This window comes from Halobellus ruber (genome assembly GCF_014212355.1).
In the GTDB taxonomy this organism is placed as follows: domain Archaea; phylum Halobacteriota; class Halobacteria; order Halobacteriales; family Haloferacaceae; genus Haloquadratum; species Haloquadratum rubrum.
Map to the genome: position 1 here is coordinate 323,265 of NZ_JACKXD010000002.1, position 26,255 is coordinate 349,519.

The following is a 26,255-nucleotide window of genomic DNA, read 5'->3' on the forward strand; positions in this document are numbered from 1 at the left end:
CTTTCCGGAGCGTCAGACGCGGGGCCGCCGATCGCGTCGCGGGCGGCGACCCCGACCGCGACGACGGTCCGTCCGCCCGCCGGCCCCCGCGCTACGGGCGGCGGGCGGCGGTCTCGGCGATCGCCCCCGCGAGAACGTCGATACCGAGCCCGATCGTGTCCTCGTCGACGTCGAACGTGGGGGTGTGGTGGCCGCCGGGGTGGTCGGTGCCGACGCCGACGTACGCCGCTTTTCCGCCCCGCTCTTGGACGTGCCGCATCAGGAAGGTCGCGTCCTCGCTGCCGCCGAGGCGGTCCGATTCGAGGAGCGACGTGACGCCGTCGGTCCCGTCCGCCACGTCGGCGACGACCCCGCGGAGTTCGGGATCGCTTCGAGCCGAGGGGGCGTGGCCCAGGGTCCCGACCGCGACCTCGCAGCCGTGCATCCCCGCCGCGGAGTCGAGGATCCGGCGGGCCTCGTCGTTCATGTACTCCATCAGCGCCGTGGTCTCGCCGCGGACCTCTCCCTCGATCGCGACCCGCTCGGGGACGATGTTCGTCGCGGTCCCGCCCTCGATGACGCCGACGTTAATCCGGGTCGCCCCCTCGGAGTGTCCGGGGATGCCGTAGAGGTTCCCGATCGCGGCCGCGGCCGCCTGCATCGCGTTGTCGCCCGTTTCGGGCCTCGCGCCCGCGTGTGCGGAGGCCCCTCGGAACTCGGCTTCGAACTGTGAGACGGCCAGGAAGCCGTCGATGCCCGCGACGACCTCGCCGGAGGGGTGATCCAGCCCGACGTGGACCGCAAACAGGTAGTCGACGTCGTCGAGGTGGCCGGAGTTCGCCATCGGCTCCCCGCCGACGATCCGCTCCTCGCCGGGCTGGAAGAACACCTTCAGCGTCCCCGCGAAGTCGCTGTCGAGGACGGCGTCGAGGACGCCGATCCCGATCGCGGTGTGGGCGTCGTGACCGCAGGCGTGCATATACCCCGCGTTCTCCGACCGGAAGCCGGCGGCGGCCGGGTGGTGGCCGTCACCCGCGGCCTCCTCGATCGGCAGGGCGTCGATGTCGACCCGGAGCCCGACCGTCGGTCCCTCGCCGCGCTCGACGACCGCGACCGCGCCGGTGTAGCCCCCGTCGAGGCGGTCCAGGACGTCGGTCCGTGCGCCGGCCGCGCGGGCCCGTTCGCGCCACGCGTCGAGCTCGGCGTCGTCGGGGACGCCCACCCGGTCGCCGCCGAGGACCTCCCGACCGACGTAGCGGGCGTCGAGATCGCGCTTTTCGAGTTCGTCCACGACGCGTGCGGTGGTGTAAAACTCCCGCCAGGCGGGCTCCGGGTGTCGGTGGAGGTCGCGCCTGAGGTCGACGAGGTCCGTGCTGGCCATACCCACGGATCGTTGGCGACCGGTAAAATCGCGTCGGAGTCGCCATCGACCCGAGCCCCGCGTCGCGATCCCGCACCCGCCGGACCGCTTCGGAGTCGACGGCGCCGCCGACGTCGTCACGCGTGTCAGGGGGGCACATCCGCTCGGCCAGTACGACACGGATTTATATGCACCTGTTCGAGCACGGAACGTGCAAGTATGAGTGACCGAGACGGCCGAAACGGGGAGCAAGACCCCTCTGACGGGGTCACAGAGGCGGAACTGGGACCTACGTCCGCGCCGGAGATCGAGTTCTACGGCGGCAAGTGGGCCAGCGGGCTCCCCCTGGCGCTGTTCGTGGCGTGGGCGATCGTCCAGAGCGGTGTCCTACGTATCGGCGACACGACGGGGCTCGTCGCCGGGATGCTGATCGCGCTCATCGTCGGGCTGTTCTTCGTGAAGGGCCCGTGGCACACCTACGCGAACACGATCTTCGAGGGGATGACCCGTCGGGTCGCCGCCACCGCGGTCGTCGCGTGGCTGTGGGCGGGAATGTTCGCACAGACCATCCAGGTCGGCGGGTTCGTCGCCGGCCTGGTGTGGGCGGCGGACGCGGCCGGCGTCGGCGCCGGGCTGTTCCCCGCGGTGACGTTCATCCTCGCGGGACTGCTGGCTACCGGGATCGGGACGGGCTACGGGACGACGGTCGCGTTCACGACGCTTTTCTTCCCGGCCGGCGTCCTGCTCGGTGCGAACCCGGTCCTGCTGTTCGGGGCGATCCTCTCCGGTGCGGTGTTCGGGGACAACCTCGCACCCGTCAGCGACACCACGATCGTGAGTGCGGTCACCCAGGACGCCGACATCGGCGGCGTCGTCGCCTCGCGGTTCAAGTACGCGATCACGGCCGCCGTGATCGCGCTGATCGGGTACGTCGTCGTCGGACCGACGATGGGGGGCTCGACGTCCCCGGCCAGGCGCGCGAGATCTTCGTCCGGAACAGCGACCCCGCCGGGCTGCTTCACCTGGTCTCGATGTTCGTCGTCATCGGCACCGCCGTCGCCGGACGACACATCGTCGAGGCGATCTCGTGGGGGATCGTCGTCGCGGCCGTGTTCAACGTCACGTTCGGGCTGGCGTCGGTCGCCGAGATGGTGGTGTTCCGCGCGCCCCAAGGGCTCGGTATCGCGCAGTCGCTTTCGGCCCTTCCGTTCGTGAAGCTCGTACCCGCCGCCGAAACCGGCGTCGGCGGAAGCCTCTACGCCGGGGCGCAGGGCTTCTTCCCGCTCATCGTGTTGGTACTGCTGATCGTCGCGGGTGCGCAGATCATGATCCGCGGCGGCGGGTTCCGGGCGCTGCAGGACTGGCTGCTGAACTCCGTCGCGACGAGCGTCCGCCGCGCGGAGACCACGATGGTCGTCGGGACGGCGATCGTGAACGCGATGATCACGATCAACACCGCCGCGGAGATCGCGATCGGACCGTACATCGCCCGGCTCGGCGAGCGGTTCAACATCAACGGCTACCGCAGGGCGAACATCCTCGACGCGAACACCGCGGCGCTCGGGTACATCTTCCCGTGGTCCGGCGGCGTCCTCGTCGGCTTTGCGGTCATCCGTCAACTCCCGACGGAGTACGAGTGGTTCACGCAGGTGATGGTGGTGAACCCCGCGGACGTCTTCCCGTTCGTGTTCCACGGGTGGGTGCTCGTCGCGATCTTCCTGGTGGCGGCTGTCACCGGGTTCGGGCTGGAGTACACCAGCGACCGCGAGTCCGAGGAGGTGGCCCGCGTATGAGCCTCCTCGAAAAGTACACCAAGGGGTGGTCGTTCCGCACCAACAAGCCGTCGTTCCGTGCGGGCGAGGAGATCTCCGTGTTCGTCACGGGCGTCGAGGCCGACGACCCGATCGCCCGCATCGGCGACACGACGCTCCGGATACGGGGCGGGTCGGCGGACCTCGTCGACAGCCGCGTCCTGCTCCGCGTGACGTCGTTCGACGACGACAGCCACACCGGCGAGGCGGAGTATCTGGAGACGGTCGGCGAAAGCGCGTTCTGAGCGGCCGACCGCGGTTCGTCGGTCGTCGTTCGGTTCCCCGGACCGCTGGCGGCACCGCGTGAGACGCCCCTACTTGTCGAGGTGGCCGGCGGGCTTGCGGTGTTCGACCTCGATCTCGACGTGGACGCTCTCGGGGAACTTGCGGTGGCCGACCTCGCGGGCGATGTGGTCGTTGCCGTGGATCTCCAGGCGTCGGGAGTAGACGGTGTACTCCCAGGCGGGGAACTCCCCGCCGGGACCGAGCGTCCGGGCCTGCGGCACCGACAGCTCCGCCGGCGGGTCGGTGTGTGGACCCTTACACTCGGCGCCCTTCCGCTCGATCATCGATTTGAGGTCCGAAACCGCCGACTCCAGCTCGTAGCGGTTCCCGGACTGGAACCGGAGCTTCGTGACGAAGGTCATTGGATACCGGATACGTCGGCACGGAGGCGTAAAAACACACCCATAGGCGGCGGCTCGGGGCCGGACCGTCGGGTGGTGGCTCACCGCTCCCCCGGTCCCACGGCTGTCGGCGGGATCGCCCCCGGACCGTCCGATAGCCTCTTAATGCCTTGTCCGGTTTGTGGACGTAATGGCAGTCGAAGCGGTCAGCGCCGGAGCGATCCTCTTCCGCGACACCCGCGGCGAACGGGAGTACCTGCTCCTGAAGAGCCGGCCGGGGGACTGGGAGTTCCCCAAAGGCGGTGTCGAGGGCGAAGAGGAGCTCCAGCAGACGGCGATCCGGGAAGTGAAAGAGGAGGCAGGCATCGACGACTTTCGGCTCATCGACGGGTTCCGCGAGGAGTACGACTACGTCTTCGAGGCCGGCGGGGAGACCATCCACAAGACGGTCCACCTGTTCATCGCCCGGTCCTTCGAGGCCAGCGCGGAACTCTCCACGGAGCACCGCGACCTCCAGTGGCGCGACTACGACCAGGCGCTCAACACGATCACCCAGGACGGCCCGCGGGAGATCTTCGAGGACGCCCACGAGTATCTCGATCAGCTCGCCGCCGAGAGCGAGGAGGCCGACGGGAAGTACCTGGCGTAACCCCCGTGTATCCCGGCGACGCCGAGTTCGGGTTCGAGTTGCTGGTCTGCCGCTGGGCCGAGGAGGCGTGGCCGCCGACCGGTCGGGGGGACGCCGCCGACCCGGACTCGGCGACCCCCCTATCGCAGACTCGGGGGGACGATGCGATCGTCGTCGCCCGGCAGCTCGGCACCGCCGAGCGGCGGTGGGACACGGTCGTGCTCGAGTGTGACCCCGAAGCGTTGGCCGCCCGCGGCGCGTTCGGCCCCGACGAACTCGACTCCGACCTCCTCCACGTCGTCCGCAACGCGCCCGCCGAGTGGGCGTGGTACCGCGACGCGCTGCCGCATCCGGGCTACCCGTGGCGGTACGTCCGCGCGGCGGTCCACCGCGCGGCCGACCGAGGCGTCGTCGAGAGGCGACGCCGGGGCAACCGGATCCAACTCCGCCGGACCGCCCCCTACCCCGACTGGCTCCGCCGGATCGTCGCGATCGAGAACAAACCCGACCTCGACGCCGCCGCGGCGCGGGCGCTCTCCGAGCAACTCCGCTTCGACGTCGGGACCGGCCTCGCCGACGAGGTGTGGGTGGCGACCGCGACCACCGGCGACCGCGTCGAGCCGGCGCTTTTGGAGGACCTCCCCGTCGACGTGGGGATCCTCGCGTTCGACGTCGACGCGGCGGAGGGCGACCCGGGCGGATCGCTCCTCGCGGGCGCCGGGGTCGACGCGTCGGTCGAGTGGTACCCCAGCGAGGTCACGCCCCCGGAGGGTGACCGGGACGACGCGCGGCGCGACCGTCGGCTGGAGCTCGCCGAACGGGCGTATGGGCGGGGGTGGCGGTCGTACCACGGGACGATGCGTCCGGACTGCCGGCATTTCGAGCTCCGCCGCTTCGGGCGTGGGCTCGTGCCGTACTGCGCCGCAAAAGGCCGCTCGCAGACCGTCGCGGAGTGTGTCGACTCCTGTTCGGAGTTCGAACCCGAGCCGCCGGCGTGGCGGACCCGCGGGTGGCCGATCGAGGGCGGCCCCGGCGCCGGCATCAAGACCCTTCTCCGGCAGCGCCGGGAGTGGGTGAGGAGCCGGGAACTGGACGCCGGGTTCGACCCCGACACGTGATTCCGGGACCGCCCCCGACGCAAGGTACTGGGTGGTGGCGCCGCAACACCTCAACCGAGACCCGATGATCGACGCGCGCTTTCGGATCGAGCTTCCGGGGAGGCTGTGGATCGCCGAGGTGTCGACGGCTGTCCCGACCGCGACGTTCCGGCTCCTGTCGGGGCTCACGACCGGCGATCGGGCCGTCGAACTCGGCGAGGTCGTCGCCGACGACCCGGCGGCCGTCGAGGAACGGATCGAAACCCACCGCAACGTCGAGTCCTACCAGCGGCTCGAAGCCACCGACGACCGCGTTCTCGCGCGGTACGAGACTTCCGACACCGGTCTCTACGAGTTCGCCCGGCGCGTGGGGGTCCCGCCGGAGTTTCCGGTCGTCGTCACGAACGGGTGGTACGAGTTCGACGTCACGGGGACCCAAGCGGAGTTCGAGACCCTGCGGGACACCTTAGAGGAATCGCCCCTGTCGTACGAACTCCTCTCCGTGGTCCACACCGACGAGGACGAGGACATCCTCACCGGCCGCCAGCGCGAGTTCCTCAACGCCGCTCTCCGGGAGGGCTACTTCGACGTGCCTCGGGAGTGTACGCTGGACGAACTGGCAGCGGGCCTCGACGCCGACAAATCGACGCTGAGCCGGACGCTGCGCCGCGGCCAGGCCCGGGTCCTGCAGTGGTACCTCACCGGCCCCCAGCGGGCGGGACAGCCGGACAGACGGTGAATCCGGGGACGCGTCGCCGCATCGCCGTGACTGGGCTTAGGTCGGACGCCCGCCGGTGGTGCGTCCAGCCGCCGACGCGGCCCCGAGCATCGGCGGCGGGCGGCACAGAGCACCGGTGACCCCCCGACCGCAACGTGTTGGGCCAAGCGTGAGGTGGGTTCCCCCGCACTTCCGACTATGGCAACAACGAGCCAGACCGTGCCGTCGCTGACCGGGAACCGGATCGCAACCGCACTCGTCGTGTCGGGACTCGTCTCGATACTCACGCTCGGGGTCGCGTTCACACTGCTGGCGCTCGGTGTCGAGTTCTTCTGGGTCGCGTTCCCGGTCGGGTTCGGCGGCGTGCTCCCGATCGCACTCGGGGTCGTGGCGCTGGCGACCGCCGGGGAGTGACCGGCGGACGGGACCCTCGGCTTCGGCTTCGACCGACCGCACGCCGTCCCGGACGCGTCCGACTACGAGTCGGTCACTTCGACGTCGATATCCTCCCGCGCGGCAGCCAGCCGGAACGTCGGCACCGTCCGGTAGACCACCTCGACGACGCCCTTCCGACGGAGGCTCTGGAGCGCCGCCCGCACGTCGTCGACCGGCGGGTCGGCGTCGAACTCCGCCCTGACCTTGTTGAGGACGCTCACGACGCTCTCGGAGCGCTCCTCCGGCCCCGCGACGACCCGGAACACCCGGGCCTGAAGCTCCGGAACGCGGATCACCGTCGGGACGCCGTCGTCATCGCTGCCGCCGCCCTCAACGCCGGGATCGACGTCGACGAGGTCGGCCGCCTCCGGCGTCGCGCGGATCAGGCTGTTGTCGTCGCGGTAGTAGTACTCCCCGAGTTCGGACTCCAGATACTGGTGGACCTCGCTGCCCGACTCCAACCCCCACTGCTCCTGGAGCTCCTTGTTCTTCGTCGGCTGCAGCCGCACCACGTCGGCGAGGCGGTCGGCCGCCTCCGCGGAGAGGGCTCGGTCGTCTGTCACACCCGGCACTTCGCACCGAGGTACAAAGACGTTTCAACATTCGACGCTCGGGCTCTGCAATCCCCTCGATGTCGGCCCCCGAACGGCCGCCATCCCGGCCGCTTAAGTACCTGAAGCCGGTGCGTGGGGGTACGATGGAGTTCTGCGACGACTGTGGTTCGATGATGAAGACCGACGACGACGTCTGGGTCTGCGGCAGTTGCGGGGCCGAGAAGCCCCGCGACGCCGACAACGAGGCCGCGATGACCTCGACCGCCGAGCGTGAGACCAGCGAGGTCGTCGACATGTCCGACGTCGACGACGCCGAGATCGGGCCGACGACGACGGTGATCTGCCCGGAATGCGGCCACGACAGCGCCCGCTACGAGATGAAGCAGATCCGCTCGGCCGACGAGTCCGAAACCCGATTCCTGACCTGCGTCGAGTGCGGTCACAAGTGGCGCGAGGACGACCACTGAGCCGCCGGCCGCCGTGGGCCGCGCCGATACGGGTCTGACCCGGTTATAAGACGACGGCGGCCGAACCACCGGTCGTGTCCGCAGCCGTCCCGCCGCCGGAGGTCGACGTTCCCGAGTCGTGGCGGCTCGTCTCCGAGGAGACCGCGACGCCCTTCGATGTCCGGGTCGTGACCATCAAAGCGGCGACGCGGATCTACGAGGACGCGGACCTCCGCGAGCGGCTGGCTGCCGCCACCGGCACCGAGACCACGTGGCGGTTCGTGTTCGCGAGCCGGGTCCGGATCCGCCCCGCACAGCCGGCCTCGCGGGCGCTCACGGAGCTTGTATCCGACCGCGCGTCGTCGGCGTTCGTGGACGTGCTCGAAGCGCGGGGATTCTCCGCGGTCGATCGTGCCGACACGCACCGGTTCGCCGTCGGCGGCGACGACGTGGAGGCGACCCGGTATCGAGCCCGCGTCAGCCTCGACGACCGCGACCTCCCGGTTGAGGCGTACTTCGCGGCGTGGCCCGCCGACGAGGAGTACCTGCTCGGCGGCGGCGCCTACCCGCTGTCGCTCCCCGCCGGGGAGCCGTTCGACCGCGGGGCGGCACGCGAGGAGCTGTTCGGGATGCTGCGGTCGATCCGGTGACGATGCGGCTGTTGTAGTCGACCGCCGTTCACACGCCGTTCCGAGCGAACGTCAGGTAGCCGGTGTGGCCTACACCGGCGGTGGAGGGCCGCGACCCGCGGTCGCCGAACTCCATCTCCCGCTGGATGGTCTCCAGGGTCTCGATATCGACCAACCCCGCCTCCCGCGCCGCTTCGACGGCCGTGCGGCTGTTTTCGACGAACGGCGAGTAGACCGCGATGTAGCCGCCGGGAGCGAGCAGATCCGGGGCGGCCGCGACGATCCCGGCGGCGTCGCCGGTGTCGAGCGTGATCGCGTCGAACGGGCCCGCCTGGGCCGCGTCGTCGAGGTGTTCGGTCAGATCGCCCGTCCGAACGTCGACACGCTCCTCGACGCCCGCGAGGCGCATATTCTCCCGGGCGACGTCGGCGAACTCGGCGTCGATCTCGTAGGTGGTCACCTCGGCGTGACACCGCGCGAGGTACGCCGCGAGCACGCCCGTGCCGGTCCCGGCGTCGAGGACGCGGTCGCCCGCCGCGATCCCGGTGTGACCGATCACCAGCCCGATATCGCGGGGCATCATCGGCGCGCCGGTCCGTTCGAGGTGGTTGAACAGGTCGGGCCCGCGGAGCCGACGCACCACGAACGGCTCGCCGAGGTGGGTCTCCAGGACGGTTCCGGGCTCGACGTCCTCCGGGATCTCCAGGACGCCAAGGTCGGTGTGGAGTTCGTCGCCGGGCGCCCGGAGGTACTCGCGGTCGTCGTGGACGAGGAGGTAGCTCACTCCAGCTTCGCGATGGCGGCCGCGAGGTCGCCGTCGGTCTCGGCCAGCGCCTCCCGCGCGGTCTCGGCGTCGACGCCGGCGTTCTCGGCCACCAGCGCGACGTCGTCCTCCGGGATCCCGTCGTCGGCGTCGTCCCCGGCATCCCCGTCGCCGCCCTCGATCGCGGCCGCACTGGGCTCGCGGGACTCGGGCTCGCCGACGACCTGGTAGGTCTGCTGGCCCTGGGCGTCCATCCGGGTGACCTGTGCGTCCTCGAAGACCAGGTCCTCGTCGCCGGTCCGGATCACGACCTCCTCGACGTCGAGTTCGGTGACGTCGATCCCCATCTGTTCCATCATCTGTTTCATCTTCCGCGGGTTCATGCCGCCTCCACCGAACATAGCTGTCCCAACGCAGGGGAGCCGGTCGCAAAAGCGTGGCGAACGCGCGATGTCAGGGGCGGTCCGTGTCGGGTGGGCTGCCGCCGGTTCGGCGGTCGGGCTGGTGCGTCGACCCGGTCACGCCCCGTCGGCGTCGGGAGCCCGCCGGAACCCGGTCGCCTCGTCGATCCGGAGCTCGTAGCCGACGACCGAGAGCCGGCGGTCCCGGACGCCCGTGAACTCCGGCGACCACGCGTTGTCGTCGATCAGTCCCCCCAAGTCGGCCCACTCCTCCCCGGACAGCTCCCGAAGCGGGCCGCGGGCGACGACGCTCCGCCACTCCCGTTCCGACGCCACGTCGTACACGGTCAGACACGCCCGCTCCGTCGCCTCGGTGTACGCGGCCTTCGTGCTCCCGGGGCCGAACTGCCAGTAGGCGAAGACCGCCCGCCCGGTCCGGTAGCCGAACGAGATCGGGACGGCGTAGGCGCTGTCGCGGTCCGCCAGCGCGAGGACGCCCGTCCCCTGCTCGGTGAGGAACGCGTCGACCTCCGCGTCGGTCATCCGGCCGCCGCGGACCCGGTCGGCGTCCGTCTCCTCGGACATACCTCGCCGTTCGTCCGCCCGGGCTTTGTGCTTTCCCTTCCGTGGCGTCCCCCGGACCGGTCGGTCGTCCAGTGGGTTTCAATAGCCGGCGGGAGCGTCCATACGATATGTTCGACCCCGACGACCTCGAACGGATCCGGGAGGGGAAACGCGAGTGGGCAGCGGAGACGCTCTCGTCCACCCTCGATCGGTTCGGGGAGCGGCGGGAGACGTTCACCACCGACACCGGCGGCCAGGAGGTGCAACGGCTGTACACGCCGGCCGACGTGTCGGACCTCGACTACGACGACGACCTCGGATTCCCCGGCGAGGAGCCGTACACGCGCGGCGTCTACCCCACGATGCACCGCGGGCGGCTGTGGACGATGCGGCAGTACGCCGGGATGGGCACCGCCGCCGAGACCAACGAGCGCTTCCGGTACCTCATCGATCAGGGCTCCTCGGGGTTGTCGCTCGCCTTCGACCTCCCGACACAGAAGGGGTACGACTCCGACGCCGGGATGGCAGCGGGCGAGGTCGGGAAGGCCGGCGTCGCGGTCGACACGCTCCGCGATATGGAGGTGGTCTTCGACGGGATCCCCTTAGACGAGGTGTCGACGTCGATGACGATCAACGCCCCCGCGGCGGTACTGTTTGCGATGTACGTCGCGATCGGCGACCGGCAGGGTGTCCCCCGCGACCAGCTCCGGGGCACCATCCAGAACGACATCCTGAAGGAGTACATCGCGCGGAACCTCTACATCTACCCCCCGGCGGCGTCGATGCGGCTGATCACCGACATCTTCGAGTTCTGCGCGGCCGAGACGCCGAAATTCAACACCATCTCGATCTCGGGGTACCACATCCGGGAGGCGGGGTCGACGGCGGCCCAGGAGATCGCGTTCACCCTCGGGAACGGCATCGAGTACGTCGAGACCGCCCTGGAGGCGGGGCTCGCGGTCGACGACTTCGCGCCGCGGCTCTCCTTTTTCTTCAACGCCCACAACAACGTCTTCGAGGAGGCCGCGAAGTTCCGGGCGGCCCGGCGGATGTGGGCCGAGATCATGGACGAGCGGTTCGGCGCCGAGGATCCGAAGTCCAAGCAACTGAAGTTCCACGCCCAGACCGGCGGGTCGACGTTGACCGCCCAGCAGGTGGAGAACAACGTCGTCCGGGTTGCGTATCAAGCGCTGGCGGCGGTGCTGGGCGGCGCACAGAGCCTCCACACGAACGGGAAAGACGAGGCGCTGTCGCTGCCGACCGAGCAGTCGGTCCGGACCGCGCTCCGAACCCAGCAGATCCTGGCCCACGAGTCGGGCGTCGCCGACACCATCGACCCGCTCGGCGGGAGCTACTACGTCGAATCGCTGACCGACGACCTCGAAGCCGAGGCGTTCGAGATCCTCGAGGAGGTCGACCGCCGGGGTGGGATGCTCGACGCCGTGGAGTCGGGGTGGGTGAAACGCCAGATCCAGGACGTCGCCTTCGAGCGCCAGGAGGAGATCGAATCGGGCGACCGAGTCGTAGTCGGCGTCAACGAGTTCCAGGTGGACGAGGATCCCCACGTCGACGTCGAGGAGGTCGACGAGGACGACGAGGCCCGCCAGCGGGAGCGGCTGCAGGCCGTCAAGGACGACCGCGACGACGAGGCCGTCGAGGCGGGGCTCGCGGCCGTCGCCGACGCCGCCGCCGGCACCGACAACGTACTGCCGCCGATCGTCGACGCGGTGAAGGCCTACGCGACCGTCGGCGAGATCTCCGACGTCCTCCGCGAGGAGTTCGGCGAGTACCAGCCGCGGCTGTAGCGTTCGAGCCCGCGGCCGCTCGCGTCCGCGGCCGCCCGACGGTTTATTTCCCGCCGCGACACACACCGGGTATGCCGCTGTCGTTTCACCACCTCGGGATCGCCACCGCCGACGGGGCCGACCTCGCGGCGACGTTCGAGGGACTGCTCGGCGCGCCGGTCGTCCACGAGGAGTCCGTCGACGGGATGACGGTCCGGTTCCTGGAGCTCGATGGGGGGTATTTCGAGCTGCTCGAACCCCGCGCGGAGGGGACGATCGCCCGCTACCTCGACCGGCACGGCCCCGGGATCCACCACGTCGCCTTGGCGACCGACGACGTCGCGTCGGCGCTGGACCGCGCCCGCGACCTCGGGATCGACCCCGTCGACGAGGCGCCCCGACCGGGCGCGTGGGGCCACGAGGTGGCGTTTCTCCACCCCGACTCGACCGGCGGCGTCCTGGTGGAGTTCGTGGCGGCCGGCGGACACGGATCGAACCGGACGGTTTAGGCGGCCGGAGATGCCAGTGTGTTCAGGATGCGCGATTGGCTCTCGTACCGCGCCGGGATCGATCCGGGGCGGGACGCGCTCGTCGACACGACCACCGACACGAGCTACACGTTCGACACCGTCGACACGTTGGTCGACGATCTCGCCGGGCGCCTCGCGTCCGTGGGGGTCGACGAGGGAACCCACCTCGGCGCCGTCCTCCGGCCGTGCGTCGAGTACGTCTGCCTGATCCACGCCGCGATGCGGCTGGGGGCGACGCTCGTGCCGCTGGACGACCGACTCACCGCGCGGGAGCTTTCCGCTGGGATGGACGCCGCCGACGTCGACACCGTCGTCTGCGACGCGACGACCGAGGACGCGGTGGCCGACGCAGTCGCGGCGCTCGACGTCGAGACTGACGGTGACGGGTCGGCGGCGTCGATCCCGGTCGCCACCGTCGACGAGGTGGGGACCGACGGCGTCGACCCGCTGTCGGCGGTCGGGCCGGACCCCGTTCGGGCGGCGTCGTGGTCGCTTGAGGACACCCAACTGATCCTCTTTACGTCGGGAACGACCGGCGATCCGAAGCCCGTCCGGCTCACCACGGGGAACCTCCTCGCCAGCGCGGCCGCCTCCGTGTTCCGGCTGGGGTTCGACCCCGACGACCGGTGGCTGGCGACGCTCCCGCTGCACCACGCCGGCGGCATCTCGCCGATCCTCCGGATGCCGATCTACGGGATGACGGTCGTTCTCCGCGAGGGGTTCGACGCCGGGGCGACCGCCGACGACCTCGACAGCTACGACGCCACGGCGGTCTCCGTGGTCCCGACGATGCTCCGCCGGATGCTCGACCGCCGGGGGACGCTCGCGGAGTCGCTCCGGGTCGTCCTTCTCGGCGGCGCGCCGGCTTCGACGCAACTGATCGAGCGGTGTCGGAACTACTCCGTGCCGGTGTTTCCGACGTACGGGATGACCGAGACCGCCTCACAGATCGCGACTGCCCGCCCCGAGGAGGCGTTCAGGGCCCCCGAGAGCGTCGGCCGCCCGCTGTTTCTGACGGAGGTGACGGTCGTCGACGGGGCCGGCGACCCGCTTCCGGCGGGCGAGGCGGGGGAACTGGTCGTCGACGGGCCGACCGTCACCCCCGGGTACTACGGGGACCGGGAGGCCACGGAGGCGGCGTTCGGGGAGTTCGGCCTCCACACCGGCGACGTCGGCGTCCGAACGGCGTCGGGATCGATCACGGTCCTGAACCGGCTCGACGACCGGATCGTGACCGGCGGGGAGAACGTCGATCCGGGCTCGGTCGCGGACGTGCTCGCCGACCACCCGGATGTCGCGGACGCGGCCGTGGTCGGCGTACCCGACGCCGAGTGGGGCGAGCGGGTGTCGGCGCTCCTCGTCCCCGAGCCCGGGGTGGCACCGCCCGACTCGGGGTCGGACGGGGCGACGGATCGGCACCTCGATCCCGAGGACGTCCGTGCGTTCGCGCGGGATCGGCTCGCCGGCTACAAGCTCCCGAAATCGATCGCGGTCGCCGACGAACTACCGCGGACCGCGTCGGGGACGGTCGACCGGGCGGCCGTCCGCGATCGCTTCCCGGCCGATCCATCGGCGACGGACGTTGCGGACGACCCACAGACGACGGACGTTACGGACGACCCGCAGACGGCTGTCACGAACGACGCGAGAGAGGATGCCGACGAGCGAGGGCCGGACGGGGAACCGGCCGGCGACGCTGACGGACCGCCAGGCGACGAGCGGGACGAAAACGGGGAAGGCGACACGACGGACGTAGAGCGGGCGGAGGGTAGAGACGCCGGAGCGGGAGACGCCCCGACAGACGAGGGCGGCGAACCGGACCACCCCGAGTGAGCCCACTCGTCCCGGCGCAGCCCCGCGGTTGTCGACGGCCGCCCGGTTCGTGAGCGCGAGGACGAGCCGCCCGCTCGATCCCCTATCTGTGTAGGGTCCGTTCACATTACACTCCCATACCTTCCTTTGGGTACGGAATCACTATGTCACAGAGCCAATCGACGGTCACCGAACTGACCGAGGAGTGCAGCCAGTGCGGCACGCGGACGCCCCACACGGTGTCGATCGAACTCAAAACCGAGAGCACGAAGGAAGCGAACCGGGCGTTCTCCCGGGAGCCCTACCGGGTCACGGAGTGTCGGGCCTGCGGCGATACCCGGAGCCAGCGGATGAACAACGCCTAAGTCGGTTCAGTCGTCTGCGGCCCTCTCCTCTCGGTCCCGACCGACCCGGTCGCCGGTTTCCGCGAAGAACGACTCGATGAGTTTCCGCTCGCCCGCCCGCAGGTGCTCGTGGAACGTGGGTGCGGCGATGCCGAGCGACGACGCGACCTCCTCGGCGGTGCTCCCCCGGGGCCACTCGAAGTAACCGGAGGTGAGTGCGGTCTCCATCACGTCCCGCTGTCTGTCGGTCAGCTTCTCCTCGAGCTGCCGACGGAACGACGACGTCGACTGGACGGCGTCGTCGACCTCCCGCTTTGCGACGACCGATACCTCGGGGAACGGCGACTGCACCCCCAGCGTGAACGTGCGAAGGTCCGACCCCGCCGGCGCCCTGATCACGAGCCGGCCCTCGCCGCCGGTGACGGCGAACGACTCCACCTTCGCGCCCAGTTCCACGAGCGTCACGACCGCCGAGGCGTCGGTCAGCCGAAGCTCGAACAGCGTCCCGTCGTCCTCCTCGGAGACGACGCGTGCGTTTGCCACCGCGTCCCGCGGCGTGACGCTCCCGAACACCGCCTCGGGGTCGGCGTCCGACACGTGGACGAAGCAGGTGACGACGCCGTCGTCGGCGGGGGCGATCCCCTCGAGCCGGACCGTGGTGTCGAGTTCCCGGGAGAGGTCGACGAGGACGTCGCCGGCGTCGGTGTGTTCGAACTCGAGTTCGACCGCGCTGTCGGCGTGGAGCAGCCGCTTCGACTCCGCGCCGTTGATGCCGTTGCCGACCGTCTCACCCATCTCGACGAGCATCGACAGCTCCTCGTCGGTGATGTCGCCCCGGACGTACACCACCAGGGCACCGTACACGGTCTCGCGGTAGTCGATCGGGACGGCCACGAACGTCCGGTCGGCGTCCGGCGGGTCGGGAGCCGCGAGGACCGCCGCCGCGGCCGACGGCGGGACCGATGCCGTGACCGGCGACCGGGTGTCGATCGTCCGCTTCACCAGCGCCTCGGGATCGACCGCTCCGTCGCCGGCGTCCGCGTCGTCCGCCAGCCCGAACGGCGACGCGATCGACTCCCCCGCGACCTCACACTCGACGGTCCCTACTGCTTGGTCGTAGCGTGCGACCCACGCCCCGTCGTACGGCGACGCCGCAAAGGAGTCACAGACCGTCTCCACGATGTCGGCCCGCGTGTCCGCGTCCACTAGCCCGCGGTCGACCTCCCGGAGGAGACCGTTGATCCGACGGGTCCGCTCCAGTTGCCGCTCCCGGTCGCGGATCTCCGATTCCCGCTCCGCTCGAAGCTCCCGCACCCGCTCGGCCAGGTCGTCGAGTGTGGCCGGATCGCGCACCTCGCGTCCGTCGAGGACCGCCTCCGTCGACGCTAAGGCGAAGTACTCCCGGATCCGCTCGTCGAACTCCGCCCGCACCAGCAACTCCTCGACGGTCTCGGTGACGCTCTCCTCGTCGACGGGTTTGACGAGGTACTCGTCGAACGGCATCTCGACGATGTCGGTGTCGGGAGCGACGGCAGTCATCATCGCGATCCGGCAGTCCAGCCCCCGGTCGTCGATCTCTTCGAGCACGTCGTCGCCGGAGACGTCGGGCATCCGCCGGTCCAAGAGCACCACGTCGACGTCGCCGTCGACTCGCTCGAGCGCCTGCCTGCCGCCGTAGGCCACCCGCACGTCGTACTCCTCGCGCAGCCAGTACTCGCAGGTGTCCGCGAGCGCCCTGTCGTCGTCCACCACCAACACCGTGGGCCGGTCGGCCGGCGTCGGCTCCGCGTCCGCCTCATCCCCGTCGGGGACGCCGTCAGCGAGCATTTCAGTACGCGTAAGGGGCGTGTCCACGGTCAAATATCTGCCCCTTGTCGGGCATCCCGACACTGACCCTAACCGCATAGGGGGTCGTGTTAGGTGTGTCTCGTCCCTCTATTGGAACGACTATGTCCGAAGGAAACGTCTGTGAGGTTGGGTACGATGCCTGAGTGTCAGAACTGCGGATCGTTCGTCTCACGGGACTACGTCAGGGTGTTCGCCCCGGAAGGCTTCGAGGACGCCAGGGTCTGTCCCCACTGTGAGGACGCGATCCGGGAGGGCGCGGCAGTCCGCGAGGCCCGGTCGCGGCGCGTCTCCTCGCTGTAGCGGCGGTTCCGATCCCGACCGCTCCGGACCGAAAAGGTACAGTGTGGCCCCGCCGCACGTGGTGGTATGCGACTGGACGAGTACTGGGGGGTCGGGCCCAAGACCAGCGAGTTGCTTCGGGAGTCGATGGGGGTCGAACGCGCCCTCGATGCGATCGAGAACGCGAACATCCGCGCGCTCGTCGACGCCGGGATCCCGCGGGGCCGGGCGGTACGGATCCTCCGCCGGGCAAATGGCGCGGCCGGCATCGAGACGCTCGGCACGCGCGACACGAGAGACGTCTACGACAGCCTGCTGAGCCTCGCGAGCGACCACGCGCTCACGGCACACGCGGCCGACCGGATCCGCGTGCTCACGCCACTGCCGTCCGTCGACGAACGGGAGGACCGGCTGGAGCGCGTGACGGCCGCGCGGGACGCCTGGGAGGGGCTGGACGACGCGGAACGCGACGCCGTCCGGTCGGCGTTCGACGCCTACGACGACGCCGACGGCTCCGATCGGGCGGCCGTCGAGACGGCCTTGAACCTCCGGGCGGCGGGCCTCCGCGGCGGGACGTTCGCGGCGCTTGAGGACCTCGACGACGACGCCCTTGCGGCGGCTGCGGACGCACTCGGCACCGTCGGCGCCGACGGATCGGTCGCTCCGGGCACCGACGCGGAGCTCGACCGGCTCCGGGAGCGCCGCGACGCCGTCGCCGACCTGGAACGCGGCGCCTTGGACGTCCTCGAATCCGTCCGCGAGCAGGGGGTCCGGAGCTTCGAGGAGTTCCGCGGGGCGTTCGTGGAGTACGTCGCAGGCGAGACCGACGTCCCCCGTGGGCGCGTCGAGGGAGCCGTCGCTGCCGACGCCCGCGACGAGGCGGACTTCGCGTCGACGTCGCTCCGGAACCTCCTCTCGGAACTCGAAACGGAGGTCGCCGAGCGCGAGAAGACGGTCGCATCGGAACTCCGGGCGTCGGTCGAGGACGCTCGCGAGGACGTCGACGTCGCGGTATCGGCAGTCTCCGAGATCGCGGTCGACCTATCGTTGGGCCGGTTCGCAGCCGAGTACGATCTGGAGCGCCCGGAGTTCGTCGACGACGGCCTGGCGGTCGTCGGCGCCCGGAACCTCTCGCTCGCCGGCGAGGTCCAACCCGTCACATACGCGATCGGGTCACACGGGTTGGCGGACGCCGACGCGGGTAGCGCGACTGCGTTCCCGGACACACCGCCGTCGGGGGACCGCGTCGCCGTCCTGACCGGCGCGAACTCCGGCGGGAAGACGACTCTGCTGGAGACGCTCGCGCAGGTCGCGCTACTCGCGTCGATGGGGCTCCCTGTTCCAGCCGAGCGGGCCGCCGTCGGCCGGTTCGATAGCGTGGTGTTCCACCGACGGCACGCGAGCTTCAACGCCGGCGTGCTGGAGTCGACGCTGAAGTCGATCGTCCCGCCGCTGTCGGCGGGCGAGCGCACCCTGATGCTGGTCGACGAGTTCGAGGCGATCACCGAGCCCGGCCGCGCGGCCGACCTGCTCAACGGGCTGGTGGATCTGACCGTCGACCGCGGCGCGTCGGGCGTCTACGTGACACACCTCGCCGACGATCTGAGCCCGCTCCCGCCGGCGGCCCGCATCGACGGCATCTTCGCGGAGGGGCTGACCGAGGACCTGGAGCTGCGGGTCGACTACCAGCCCCGCTTCGGGACGATCGGGAAGTCGACGCCGGAGTTCATCGTCTCGCGGCTGGTCGCCGACGCGTCCGACCCCGTCGAGCGCCGGGGGTTCGAGGCGCTCGCGGCCGCAGTGGGCGAGGAGGCGGTCCAACGGACGCTCTCGGATGCGGCGTGGTCCGGCGACTGAGCGTGACGGAGCGAACAGCCGGCACCCGCCGTCGTCCCCGCGTCGACGTGCCGGACTACCGCGGCCCGACGCGGGGCTGTGCTCAGCTCACGGGGGGGTTGGCCGCGGGATCGAATATAAACCCTCGCGACTGCCGAACGCTTTTGCGCCCGCCCGCGGTAGATCACTTCGATGGTGAATCTGCCGTGGCGGACGGGCGGTTCCGACGGCGGCGACTCCGGGGGCGGGAAGGGCGGCGCCACCGCCGCCGAGGACCATCCCGACGCCATCGTCGTCTGTGAGTTTCAGGACGGGACACTCGCCGTCTACGCGGACCGCGTCGAGATCCACCGCGTCGACCGGTCGCGGTTCGACGACCGGACCATTCCGGCCGCGGAGATCACCGGCGTCGACTTCTCGAAGGGGCTCACGATCGGGTACATCCAGATCGAGCAGGTCGGCGTCGACGTCGACAGCGGAGGGTTGCTCTCGGACCCGGTTAACGGCAACACGCTGCACTTCTCGCGGGCCGATCGCGACTGCGCGACGGAGGCCCGCGAGGAGATCATCTCGCACGCACGCGGGTGACGAGCCGTCCCTTCGCAGCGCGGACCGCCGTCACATCTCCGCGCCCTGCTCGTCGATCGCGTCGGCCGCGATCGACCGTCCCCGGGCGTTGAGTTCGACCTCGTGGCGTACCCGGACCTCGTCGACGACGTCGTGGTCGATGAGCCGGACGAACAGCTCCTCAACCTGGTCGACGTCGATCCCGAGGAACGACGGGATGTCGAACGGTGAAACCCCCGAGTACAACGCCATCAGAACCTGCTTGTCCTGCTGGGACAGGTCGAGCGATGTCTCGGTCTGTTCGTCGCCGATCTGAAGCAACGACCGGAGGATGTCGACCGCGCGCTCCGGACCCGAGACGTAGGTCTCGACGCTCGTCCCGTCGTCGTCGGAGTGTTCGACCTCGATGACCTCGCGCTGCTCCTCCCGGACGGTCCGCCGGCCCATCTCGGTGTCGCCGATGTCGTCGAGTTGGATCTCCACGAACGTCCCGGAGACGGTCGCCACGCTCACGCCGTCGACCTCGACTTTCACCCGCCCCGGCTCCCACTCTGTGTTCTGGACCACGCCGCCCTCGACTGCGGGGTGTCTGATCAGGAACTTCGTCGACGACAGCAATGCGTCGTAGAGGTCCATCTCGAACGCCTCGTATTCCGCGGGCGCGACGAGAACGACGTTCTCCCCGCCGTCGAACTGCAGGGCGAGGTAATCGGAGACGGTCGCGACCCGCTGGTTCACGTCGAACCGGCCGCCTACCCGTTCGATGGCCGACAGCGGGAACGTGCGCTTGCCGGCGGTTCCCGCGAGCACGATCCGGCGGTTCGAAAGCAGGATCCGTCCGTTGGTCCAGGCGGCGTCGTTCACCTCGCGGCCGTCGCGCAGGGCCTGCAGGAACCGCCCGCGCGTGTCGGCCACCTTCGTCTCGTCCGGTCTCACTACGTCTCACCCCGAACGGCCGGAGCCACCGCTCGCGTCGCGGTAGATCCGGAGTCGTTTCTCGACCGGTTCGTAGCGGTCGCGTGCGCCCCTGGGCACGGTCTCGGTCATCCCGATCGTGAGGTAGCCGCCGGGCTCGACTGCCGACCCCAGCGTCTCGAAGATTGCCTGCTTCGCCTCGGTGTTGATGTAGATGAACAGGTTCCGACAGATCACCAGATCGAACGTCCGCGGCGGCTCCTCCTGGACGAGGTCGTGTTCCCGGAACGACACCAGGTCACGGACCTCGTCGGTGACCCGGAACGCGTCGCCGTCGCGCTCGACGTACCGGTCGCTGTCGGCCAGCGGCTCCAGTTGCGACTGGAGGTCGTCGGTTTCGGAGGCGTGGTACTCCCCCCGGCGGGCGGCCCGCAGGATCTCGGGTTTGATGTCGGTTCCGAGGATCTCTAAGCGGTCGGCGTCGATCCGGTCATCGTCGAGCGCGAGCATCGCGGCGGAGTACGCCTCCCGGCCGTCCGAACACGCGGCACTCCAGACTCGGGTGCGGCGCCCCTCGCTGAGTTCCGCGAGTACCTCCCGCAGCCCCTCCCAGACCTCGGGGTTCCGGAAGAAGCTGGTGACGTTGACCGACAGCGCGTTCAAAAGCGCCTCCCGCTCCTCGTCATCGTCGCGGAGCACCGACCGGTACTCGTCGTAATCGTCGATCCGCCGGCGTCGCATCCGCGCGGAGACCCGCCTGTCGAGGTACGCCCGGTTGTACGAACTCGTCGCAAACGACAGCGACGACTCGACGTACTCCAGCAGGTCGTCGAACGACCCCGTGGTTCCGTCGGAGCCGCCCTCGCCCCGAGCGTCCGTATCGGGCCCCATCAGTCGGCCGCTCCCTCCGCTTCCGCGCCCTCGCGTTCGGGCGGCGTCCACTGCCGCCGGGCCTGTTTCCCCGCGTCCGGGATCGCAAGGGAGTTCACGTCGAGGATCGGCACGACGTTGCCGTCGCCGACGACCGCGGTTCCGGAGAGCCCCTCGGTTCCGTTAAGTGGACCCTGCAGCGGCGTGACGACCACCTCCTCCTGCCGGGAGACGTCGTCACACCGGAGCGCGATCTGCCGGTCGCTGGGCCGGATCCGGACCGTCATCCCGCGGTCGGGGCTGTCGGTTCCCAGGTCGAGCGCCTCCCGGAGCCGGATCAACGGGAAGATGGTGTCGTCGTGGACGACGACCTCCGCGCCGTCGACCCGCTGGATCCGGGTGTCCTTCGCGATCTCGTCGATGTACTTGATCGGGACCCCGAACTCCCGGCCGTCGGCCTGGACGAACAGGACCTTGATGATCGCCACCGAGACGGGCAGCCGGATCGAGACCGTGGTCCCCTCGCCGAGGGTGCTGTCGACGTTCACGGAGCCGTCCAGCGACTCGACGGTGGTCTTGACCACGTCCATCCCGACGCCGCGGCCGCTGACGTCGGTGATCTCGTCGTTGGTGGAAAACCCCGGGTGGAAGATGTAGTCGTAGATCTCCTCGTCGGGGAGGTCGTCGAGTTCCTCGCGGGGGCGGATCCCCTCCTCGGCGGCCTTCGCTCGGACCGCATCGGCGTCGATCCCGCCGCCGTCGTCCTCGACGGTGATCACGACGGTGTCGTGTTCGCGCTCGGCCCGGAGTTCGACCGACCCGGTCCGGGGTTTGCCCGCCGCCTCGCGCTCCGCGGGCGGCTCGATCCCGTGGTCGACCGCGTTCCGGAGCACGTGCATCAGCGGGTCGGAGATCTCGTCGAGGATCGTCCGGTCGAGTTCGATGTCCTCGCCCGCCACCGAGAAGTCGACGCGTTTGTCCTCCTCGCGGGCGAGGTCCCGAACCAGCCGGGGGAACTTGTCGAACACCTTCTTCAACGGGATCAGCCGCATATCCATCACGGTGTCCTGGAGGTTCGAGGAGATCTTGTCGAGCTCGTCTAAGCTGTCCCGCCCCGCGGTGGAACCGCCGGCCTCGACGGCCTGCCGGAGCTTGATCCGGCTGGTGACGAGCTGTTCGACGAGGCTGTGGAGGTCGTCGAGTTGATCGACGTCGACCCGGACGGATTTCACCTCCGAGATCGACGGGGTCGACTCGTCGCCGGCGTCGCTCTCCGATCCGTCAGGGTCCCCGCTCTCCGACCCGTCGGATCCGCCTCCGTCGTCGCTCGCCGTGTCGCCCTCCTCGGACGCCGCGGACCCGTTCGCGACGTCGGCTCCGCCGTCCCGCCCGTCCGTTGGCGCTTCGTCACCGGTCCCGACGGTGCCGTCGACCGCCCCGGCGTCGGTGCCTGGGGTCGGTTCGGTTCCGGCGTCGGACGGCGACGACGCCTCCCTTCCGGTTTCGTCCTCGGGGTCGCCGTCGTCAGTGTACGCTTCGACCACCGCGTCGACCGCCGCCGACGCGGACTCCGGATCGACCTCGCTGTCGGGCACGGTTCCGGTGGCGGCCCCGACGTCGCCGGCCGACATCGGACTCCCATCCGCCGGTTCGTCCCCGCCGTCGGCGGGGTCGTCCGCTGCTTCGGTCGCCTCCGTCGCGGCGTCGTCACCTGCGGTTCCGTCGCCACCCGCACCGTCCGACCCCGCAACGTCGCCGTCGAGAACCCCGCTCACGTCGGTCAGTGCCACCGACTCGACCTTCCAGAGGTCCTCGAGAACCGGCTCCAGTTCGGTGACGGGCGTGTCGGCGACGAAGAGCACGAAGTCGTCCCCGAACGCGCCCTCCTCGATCGCGTCCAACCCCGGGTCCGCGCCGACCACCGCGAGGTCCTCCGGCAGCCCGTTGACGAACAGGCCGCCGTCGACGCCTTTCATCTCCCCGGTGTCGAGTGCGATCCGCGCGTGGACGAGGGTGTCGGCGTCCGCGACCGCGGGGTCGCCGGGAGCCAGCACCGCGGCGGCCGTCTCCCGGGCTTCCTCGATTCCCGTCCCGCCGCTCCCCGCGCCGGTGCTGTTCGCGTCGTCAGTTTCGTCCGCCGCGGCGTCCGTCCCGTCTGCGACGTCGGCGTCGCCGTCCGGTTCGGCGGCCGCTCTGATCTCGGTCACGAGGTCGGTGGGGTCCCGCCCGGACTCGCCGTGTTCCTCGATGTCGTGGAGGATGTCGAGGATCTCGTCCATCCCGTCGAAGACCAGGTCCATCCGCTCGGGGGTGACCTCGATCTCGCCCTGCCGGACCGCATCCAGCAGGTCCTCGACCGCGTGGGCCACCGTCGAGGCGTTCTCGAACCCCATCGCCCCGAAGTTCCCCTTCAGGGTGTGTGCCTGCCGGAAGATGTCGTCGATCGCCTCCTCGTCGTCCGGGTTCGACTCCAGCTCCAGCAGCGCGTTGTTCAATCGGGTGATGCTCTCCTCGGACTCGGTGACGAATTCCTGGTAGAGTTCCTCGTCCATCGTTAGTCCTCCGTAAAGAACGCAAGTGCCCGCTCGGCGATCCCCTCGGCCGGTTCGACCGCGTCGACGTAGCCCGACTCGATGGCCCGGCGCGGCATCCCGAAGATCGCCGACGTCTCCTCGTCCTGTGCAACCGTGTGTCCGCCGGCGCTGGCTACGCGCCGGATGCCGTCGACGCCGTCGCGCCCCATCCCGGTTAGCAGCGCCGCACACAGCGGCCCCTCGACGCTCTCGACGGCCGACGCCATCGTGATGTCGATCGCGGGACGCACCCCGTGGACCGGCTCGGTCTCCGTCAGGTCCAGGCGGAGCCGCCCGTTCCGGTCGCTGGTGGTCACGAGATGGTGGTCGCCGGGGGCGACCCGCGCCTCCCCGGGCTCGATCCGCTCGCCGGATTCGGCCTCCCGGACATCGTAGGCGGACCGGCCGTCGAGGCGGGTCGCGAAGCGACCGGTGAACCCCTCGGGCATGTGCTGGACGACCAGCACTCGAAGGTTCGCCGCCCGGGGAAGGTCCGCGAGGACGCACTCGACCACGTTGGGACCGCCGGTCGACGCGCCGACCACGAGCGTCCCCACCTCGGGATAGCTCGGTTCGGCCCCCGGAGCCGACTCAGCGGCCGGCGTAGCGGACCCGCCGGGCTCCCTCTCGGGGGCGCCCGCCCGGCGCGTCGCTCCCGCTCCGCCCGCGGTCGTGGCCGCGCCGGTACCGCCCTCGACCGGAACCGTCGACGCGCCCCCCTCGTCGGTGCCGGTCGACGCCATCCGGGCCGTCGCCGACAGGTCGGCCCGCGCGGCCGATTCGACTTTCTCGACCAGTTCGCGCTTCACCCGCGGCATCGAGGAGGTGACCTCCCCGCCCGGCTTGGTGACGAAGTCGACCGCGCCGCGATCTAAGGCCTCGAAGGTCACGTCGGCGTTCTCCTCGGCGTGGGCCGACAGCATCAGGACGGGCGTCGGACGCTCGGCCATGATCTCCTCGACAGCCTGGATGCCGTTGGTCGTCGGCATCTCGATGTCCATCGTCACCACGTCGGGGTCGTGCTCGATCACCGCATCGAGCGCGTCCGATCCGTCGCCGGCCTCCCCCACGACGTCGATGCCGCCGTCCTCCAGGAGGCCGCGGATCAGCGTCCGCATAAACCGGGAGTCGTCGACGACGACTGCCCGGGTCGTCCCGTCGCCGCCGGAGCCGGCGGTCGCGCTCATCGCTCCGCCTCCCCGCGGCGGTCGGCGGCCAGGGAATTTCCGTGGGCGCTCATTTCACTCCCTGCTTCCCGACTCTCCAACTTAAGCACTCCCCGGCAAGAATCAGCCGTGATAACGGCGTGCGTACCTTTATTTGCGATCTGTCCCCGAGTAACGGTAGCCCCCGACGGCCCGCGCCGTCGGCCACACCCCTATGTCGAACCAACAACCCACGGCGGCGGCCGCCCCGAGGTCAGCCGCCGCAGACGACGGCGAGGAGACCGCCCGCGAGATACAGGTACTGGAGTTCGAGTTGGGAGGCGAGACCTACTGCGTCGACATCGACTATGTCTCGGAGATCGTCGATCGGGGGTCGGTCACGCCGGTGCCGAACGCCCCCGAGTTCGTGGAGGGCGTGATGGACCTCCGCGGCCGCACCACCTCCATCGTCGACCCGAAGACGCTTCTGAACGTCGACGCCGACGCAGAGGCCCGGCGGATCGTGATCTTCGACGCCGAGAGCTTCGAGGACGACGCCGCGGTCGGGTGGCTGGTCGACGCGGTCCACCAGGTCGACCGCGTCTCGATGGCCGACGTCGAGGACCCGCCGATGGACCGCGGGGAGTTCATCAAGGGGATCGTTCGCCGCGAGGAGGACCTCGTGGTGTGGGTCACCCCGACGAAGACCGTCGGGTCCTCGGCGTGATCCTCCGGACCGGCCGCGGCGTCTACCCCGACTCGTATAGCCGCTACGCCGTCGTCCGGCGCACCCCGTCGACCGCGAGATACGCGGCCAGGGCCACGACGCAACCCGCAACCACAAACGCGGACAGGTAGCCGGCGCCGCCGGCGATCACACCGCCAACCACGCTCCCGAGGCCGCCGCCGAGGCTCCCGACTGCGGTGTACGCGCCCAGCGCCTCCGCGCGCACCGACTCCGGCGCGAGCCCGGTCACCTGTCCCGCGGCCGTCACCGCGGTCACCGCCCACGAGGCGCCGACGAGGGCGAACAACACCCCGACGAGCGCCAACCCGAGCGGTGGCACGACGGCTGTGCCGACGACCGCGACGACCGGGAACGACACCGCCCGGACCAGGAGTGCGCCGGCCTACAGCCGGATCGGCCCGTGTGACGCGGCGGCCGCCCCCGCGCGGGCGTACGCCGCCGCCGACGCCGCGGCACTCAGGATGAACAGCGCGAACACCCGTCGGTGGCGTAGCCCGCGTCGACGAGATAAGCTGGCAACGGGGCGAAAAAGGCGGAGAACCCGACGAAAAACAGGGCCGCGGCCGCCAGGTACCGGACCAGCGAGCCCGAGAACCGCCGCCGGAGTCGCGCGACCAGCCCCTCTGTCGCCTGCCGGGAGTCGCCGCGGCGACCGACGCCGACGTCCCGGAGCGCCCAGTAGATCCGACCGGGGCCGAACGGTACGGCTCTGGCGGCGCGGCCGGGGTCCCCGCCGACCGCGGGGATCCGCCGCGACAGCCGCCGGACCCGTCGTTCGGAGGTCGTCACTGGCTCCGGATACCGCGCGAGCACCACGAGGATCCCGAGCAGCGTCACCGCTGCGCTCCCGACGAAGAACAGCCGCTTTGCGGGGAGGGGCGCGATCCCGGCCAGCGAGGCCGTTCCGAGCGTCGCCGCCGCGGCACCGGTGCGTCGCAGAACCTCGCGTCGGGTCCTGGAGGGCATCGCCGGATCCACATCCCGATCGGGCAT

General features: G+C 70.4%; 28 protein-coding genes and 1 pseudogene. 16 read left to right on the plus strand and 13 right to left on the minus strand.

The features are described 5' to 3' along the window. Positions 1–91 precede the first annotated feature (91 nt). Positions 92–1,360 (minus strand): amidohydrolase, encoded by a 1,269-nt coding sequence (locus H5V44_RS06625; RefSeq protein WP_185192321.1) that lies wholly within the window; start codon positions 1,358–1,360, stop codon positions 92–94. A 198-nt stretch (positions 1,361–1,558) separates the two neighbouring features. Between H5V44_RS06625 and H5V44_RS06630 the strand changes: the two are divergent. Together H5V44_RS06630 and H5V44_RS06635 are read left to right on the plus strand one after the other, a co-directional pair. Continuing rightward, positions 1,559–3,132: pseudogene (locus H5V44_RS06630) on the plus strand (Na+/H+ antiporter NhaC family protein). Next, positions 3,129–3,395 carry a DUF7513 family protein gene (locus tag H5V44_RS06635; RefSeq protein WP_185192322.1) on the plus strand — a complete coding sequence of 89 codons (267 nt, stop codon included), beginning with the start codon at positions 3,129–3,131 and terminating at the stop codon, positions 3,393–3,395. Before H5V44_RS06630 ends, H5V44_RS06635 begins: the two are co-directional and overlap by 4 nt. Before the next feature lie 69 nt (positions 3,396–3,464). Here the strand turns inward: H5V44_RS06635 and H5V44_RS06640 are convergent, their stop codons facing one another. Further along, positions 3,465–3,797, minus strand: a complete 333-nt coding sequence (locus tag H5V44_RS06640) for an uS10/mL48 family ribosomal protein (protein WP_185192323.1) — start codon at positions 3,795–3,797, stop codon at positions 3,465–3,467. Between the two features lie 169 nt (positions 3,798–3,966). Here H5V44_RS06640 and H5V44_RS06645 point away from each other — a divergent pair, with 169 nt between their 5' ends. The 4 genes from H5V44_RS06645 to H5V44_RS06660 all read left to right on the plus strand — a co-directional run bounded on the left by H5V44_RS06645 (position 3,967) and on the right by H5V44_RS06660 (position 6,633). Continuing rightward, the gene (locus tag H5V44_RS06645; protein ID WP_185192324.1) at positions 3,967–4,425 is read left to right on the plus strand and encodes a bis(5'-nucleosyl)-tetraphosphatase; all 459 of its coding nucleotides are present in this window, start codon (positions 3,967–3,969) and stop codon (positions 4,423–4,425) included. A 5-nt stretch (positions 4,426–4,430) separates the two neighbouring features. Continuing rightward, positions 4,431–5,522, plus strand: coding sequence for a DUF5787 family protein (locus H5V44_RS06650; RefSeq protein ID WP_185192325.1), 1,092 nt, complete (start codon positions 4,431–4,433; stop codon positions 5,520–5,522). A gap of 34 nt (positions 5,523–5,556) precedes the next feature. After that, on the plus strand, positions 5,557–6,240 hold the full coding sequence (locus tag H5V44_RS06655; protein WP_343067695.1) for a helix-turn-helix domain-containing protein: 684 nt from the start codon (positions 5,557–5,559) through the stop codon (positions 6,238–6,240). A gap of 177 nt (positions 6,241–6,417) precedes the next feature. After that, positions 6,418–6,633 carry a hypothetical protein gene (locus tag H5V44_RS06660; RefSeq protein WP_185192702.1) on the plus strand — a complete coding sequence of 72 codons (216 nt, stop codon included), beginning with the start codon at positions 6,418–6,420 and terminating at the stop codon, positions 6,631–6,633. Positions 6,634–6,695: 62 nt separating this feature from the next. Here H5V44_RS06660 and H5V44_RS06665 read toward each other — a convergent pair whose 3' ends face one another. Further along, positions 6,696–7,217: a DUF5797 family protein gene (locus H5V44_RS06665; protein WP_185192326.1), complete on the minus strand. Its 522-nt coding sequence runs from the start codon at positions 7,215–7,217 to the stop codon at positions 6,696–6,698. Between the two features lie 134 nt (positions 7,218–7,351). On the opposite strand from H5V44_RS06665, the gene H5V44_RS06670 reads away from it, so the two are divergent. Then, complete coding sequence (locus H5V44_RS06670) at positions 7,352–7,675, plus strand: transcription factor S (RefSeq protein WP_185192327.1); 324 nt, start codon at positions 7,352–7,354, stop codon at positions 7,673–7,675. A 74-nt stretch (positions 7,676–7,749) separates the two neighbouring features. Further along, a complete protein-coding gene (locus H5V44_RS06675) occupies positions 7,750–8,304 on the plus strand; it encodes a hypothetical protein (protein WP_185192328.1) in 555 nt (184 codons plus the stop codon). 28 nt (positions 8,305–8,332) lie between these two features. On the opposite strand, the gene H5V44_RS06680 is transcribed toward H5V44_RS06675, so the two are convergent. From H5V44_RS06680 to H5V44_RS06690, 3 genes are all read right to left on the minus strand, one after another. Continuing rightward, complete coding sequence (locus H5V44_RS06680) at positions 8,333–9,067, minus strand: methyltransferase domain-containing protein (RefSeq protein WP_185192329.1); 735 nt, start codon at positions 9,065–9,067, stop codon at positions 8,333–8,335. Beyond that, complete coding sequence (locus H5V44_RS06685) at positions 9,064–9,447, minus strand: nascent polypeptide-associated complex protein (protein ID WP_185192330.1); 384 nt, start codon at positions 9,445–9,447, stop codon at positions 9,064–9,066. The genes H5V44_RS06680 and H5V44_RS06685 overlap by 4 nt, the downstream gene beginning before the upstream one ends. A gap of 117 nt (positions 9,448–9,564) precedes the next feature. Then, the gene (locus tag H5V44_RS06690; protein WP_185192331.1) at positions 9,565–10,032 is read right to left on the minus strand and encodes a pyridoxamine 5'-phosphate oxidase family protein; all 468 of its coding nucleotides are present in this window, start codon (positions 10,030–10,032) and stop codon (positions 9,565–9,567) included. A gap of 107 nt (positions 10,033–10,139) precedes the next feature. Between H5V44_RS06690 and H5V44_RS06695 the strand changes: the two genes are divergently transcribed. The 4 genes from H5V44_RS06695 to H5V44_RS06710 all read left to right on the plus strand — a co-directional run bounded on the left by H5V44_RS06695 (position 10,140) and on the right by H5V44_RS06710 (position 14,502). Further along, positions 10,140–11,816 (plus strand): acyl-CoA mutase large subunit family protein, encoded by a 1,677-nt coding sequence (locus H5V44_RS06695; RefSeq protein ID WP_185192332.1) that lies wholly within the window; start codon positions 10,140–10,142, stop codon positions 11,814–11,816. A 77-nt stretch (positions 11,817–11,893) separates the two neighbouring features. Then, positions 11,894–12,304 carry a methylmalonyl-CoA epimerase gene (mce, locus tag H5V44_RS06700; RefSeq protein WP_185192690.1) on the plus strand — a complete coding sequence of 137 codons (411 nt, stop codon included), beginning with the start codon at positions 11,894–11,896 and terminating at the stop codon, positions 12,302–12,304. A 27-nt stretch (positions 12,305–12,331) separates the two neighbouring features. Continuing rightward, positions 12,332–14,158: an AMP-binding protein gene (locus H5V44_RS06705; RefSeq protein WP_185192333.1), complete on the plus strand. Its 1,827-nt coding sequence runs from the start codon at positions 12,332–12,334 to the stop codon at positions 14,156–14,158. Positions 14,159–14,301: 143 nt separating this feature from the next. Then, a complete protein-coding gene (locus H5V44_RS06710; protein WP_185192334.1) occupies positions 14,302–14,502 on the plus strand; it encodes a DUF7835 family putative zinc beta-ribbon protein in 201 nt (66 codons plus the stop codon). A gap of 6 nt (positions 14,503–14,508) precedes the next feature. On the opposite strand, the gene H5V44_RS06715 is transcribed toward H5V44_RS06710, so the two are convergent. Continuing rightward, complete coding sequence (locus tag H5V44_RS06715; RefSeq protein WP_185192335.1) at positions 14,509–16,308, minus strand: bacterio-opsin activator domain-containing protein; 1,800 nt, start codon at positions 16,306–16,308, stop codon at positions 14,509–14,511. 156 nt (positions 16,309–16,464) lie between these two features. Here H5V44_RS06715 and H5V44_RS06720 point away from each other — a divergent pair, with 156 nt between their 5' ends. From H5V44_RS06720 to H5V44_RS06730, 3 genes are all read left to right on the plus strand, one after another. Next, positions 16,465–16,629 carry a DUF7563 family protein gene (locus H5V44_RS06720; protein ID WP_185192336.1) on the plus strand — a complete coding sequence of 55 codons (165 nt, stop codon included), beginning with the start codon at positions 16,465–16,467 and terminating at the stop codon, positions 16,627–16,629. A 66-nt stretch (positions 16,630–16,695) separates the two neighbouring features. Further along, the gene (locus H5V44_RS06725) at positions 16,696–18,465 is read left to right on the plus strand and encodes a DNA mismatch repair protein (protein ID WP_185192337.1); all 1,770 of its coding nucleotides are present in this window, start codon (positions 16,696–16,698) and stop codon (positions 18,463–18,465) included. Between the two features lie 171 nt (positions 18,466–18,636). Further along, complete coding sequence (locus H5V44_RS06730) at positions 18,637–19,032, plus strand: hypothetical protein (protein WP_185192338.1); 396 nt, start codon at positions 18,637–18,639, stop codon at positions 19,030–19,032. Between the two features lie 30 nt (positions 19,033–19,062). Here H5V44_RS06730 and H5V44_RS06735 read toward each other — a convergent pair whose 3' ends face one another. From H5V44_RS06735 to cheB, 4 genes are read right to left on the minus strand one after another with little or no spacing between them, the layout of a single operon-like run. Beyond that, entirely contained in the window at positions 19,063–19,947 is an 885-nt protein-coding gene (locus H5V44_RS06735) for a CheF family chemotaxis protein (protein WP_185192339.1), read from the minus strand. A 6-nt stretch (positions 19,948–19,953) separates the two neighbouring features. After that, positions 19,954–20,817 carry a CheR family methyltransferase gene (locus H5V44_RS06740; RefSeq protein ID WP_185192340.1) on the minus strand — a complete coding sequence of 288 codons (864 nt, stop codon included), beginning with the start codon at positions 20,815–20,817 and terminating at the stop codon, positions 19,954–19,956. After that, positions 20,817–23,348, minus strand: coding sequence for a chemotaxis protein CheA (locus tag H5V44_RS06745; RefSeq protein WP_185192341.1), 2,532 nt, complete (start codon positions 23,346–23,348; stop codon positions 20,817–20,819). Before H5V44_RS06745 ends, H5V44_RS06740 begins: the two co-directional genes overlap by 1 nt. Positions 23,349–23,350: 2 nt before the next feature. Continuing rightward, positions 23,351–24,556 (minus strand): chemotaxis-specific protein-glutamate methyltransferase CheB, encoded by a 1,206-nt coding sequence (gene cheB / locus H5V44_RS06750; RefSeq protein ID WP_185192342.1) that lies wholly within the window; start codon positions 24,554–24,556, stop codon positions 23,351–23,353. A 193-nt stretch (positions 24,557–24,749) separates the two neighbouring features. Here cheB and H5V44_RS06755 point away from each other — a divergent pair, with 193 nt between their 5' ends. Next, on the plus strand, positions 24,750–25,241 hold the full coding sequence (locus tag H5V44_RS06755) for a chemotaxis protein CheW (RefSeq protein WP_185192343.1): 492 nt from the start codon (positions 24,750–24,752) through the stop codon (positions 25,239–25,241). A 43-nt stretch (positions 25,242–25,284) separates the two neighbouring features. Here H5V44_RS06755 and H5V44_RS06760 read toward each other — a convergent pair whose 3' ends face one another. Beyond that, positions 25,285–25,620 carry a hypothetical protein gene (locus H5V44_RS06760; RefSeq protein WP_185192344.1) on the minus strand — a complete coding sequence of 112 codons (336 nt, stop codon included), beginning with the start codon at positions 25,618–25,620 and terminating at the stop codon, positions 25,285–25,287. 98 nt (positions 25,621–25,718) lie between these two features. Beyond that, the gene (locus tag H5V44_RS06765) at positions 25,719–26,228 is read right to left on the minus strand and encodes a hypothetical protein (RefSeq protein WP_185192345.1); all 510 of its coding nucleotides are present in this window, start codon (positions 26,226–26,228) and stop codon (positions 25,719–25,721) included. Positions 26,229–26,255 lie beyond the last annotated feature (27 nt).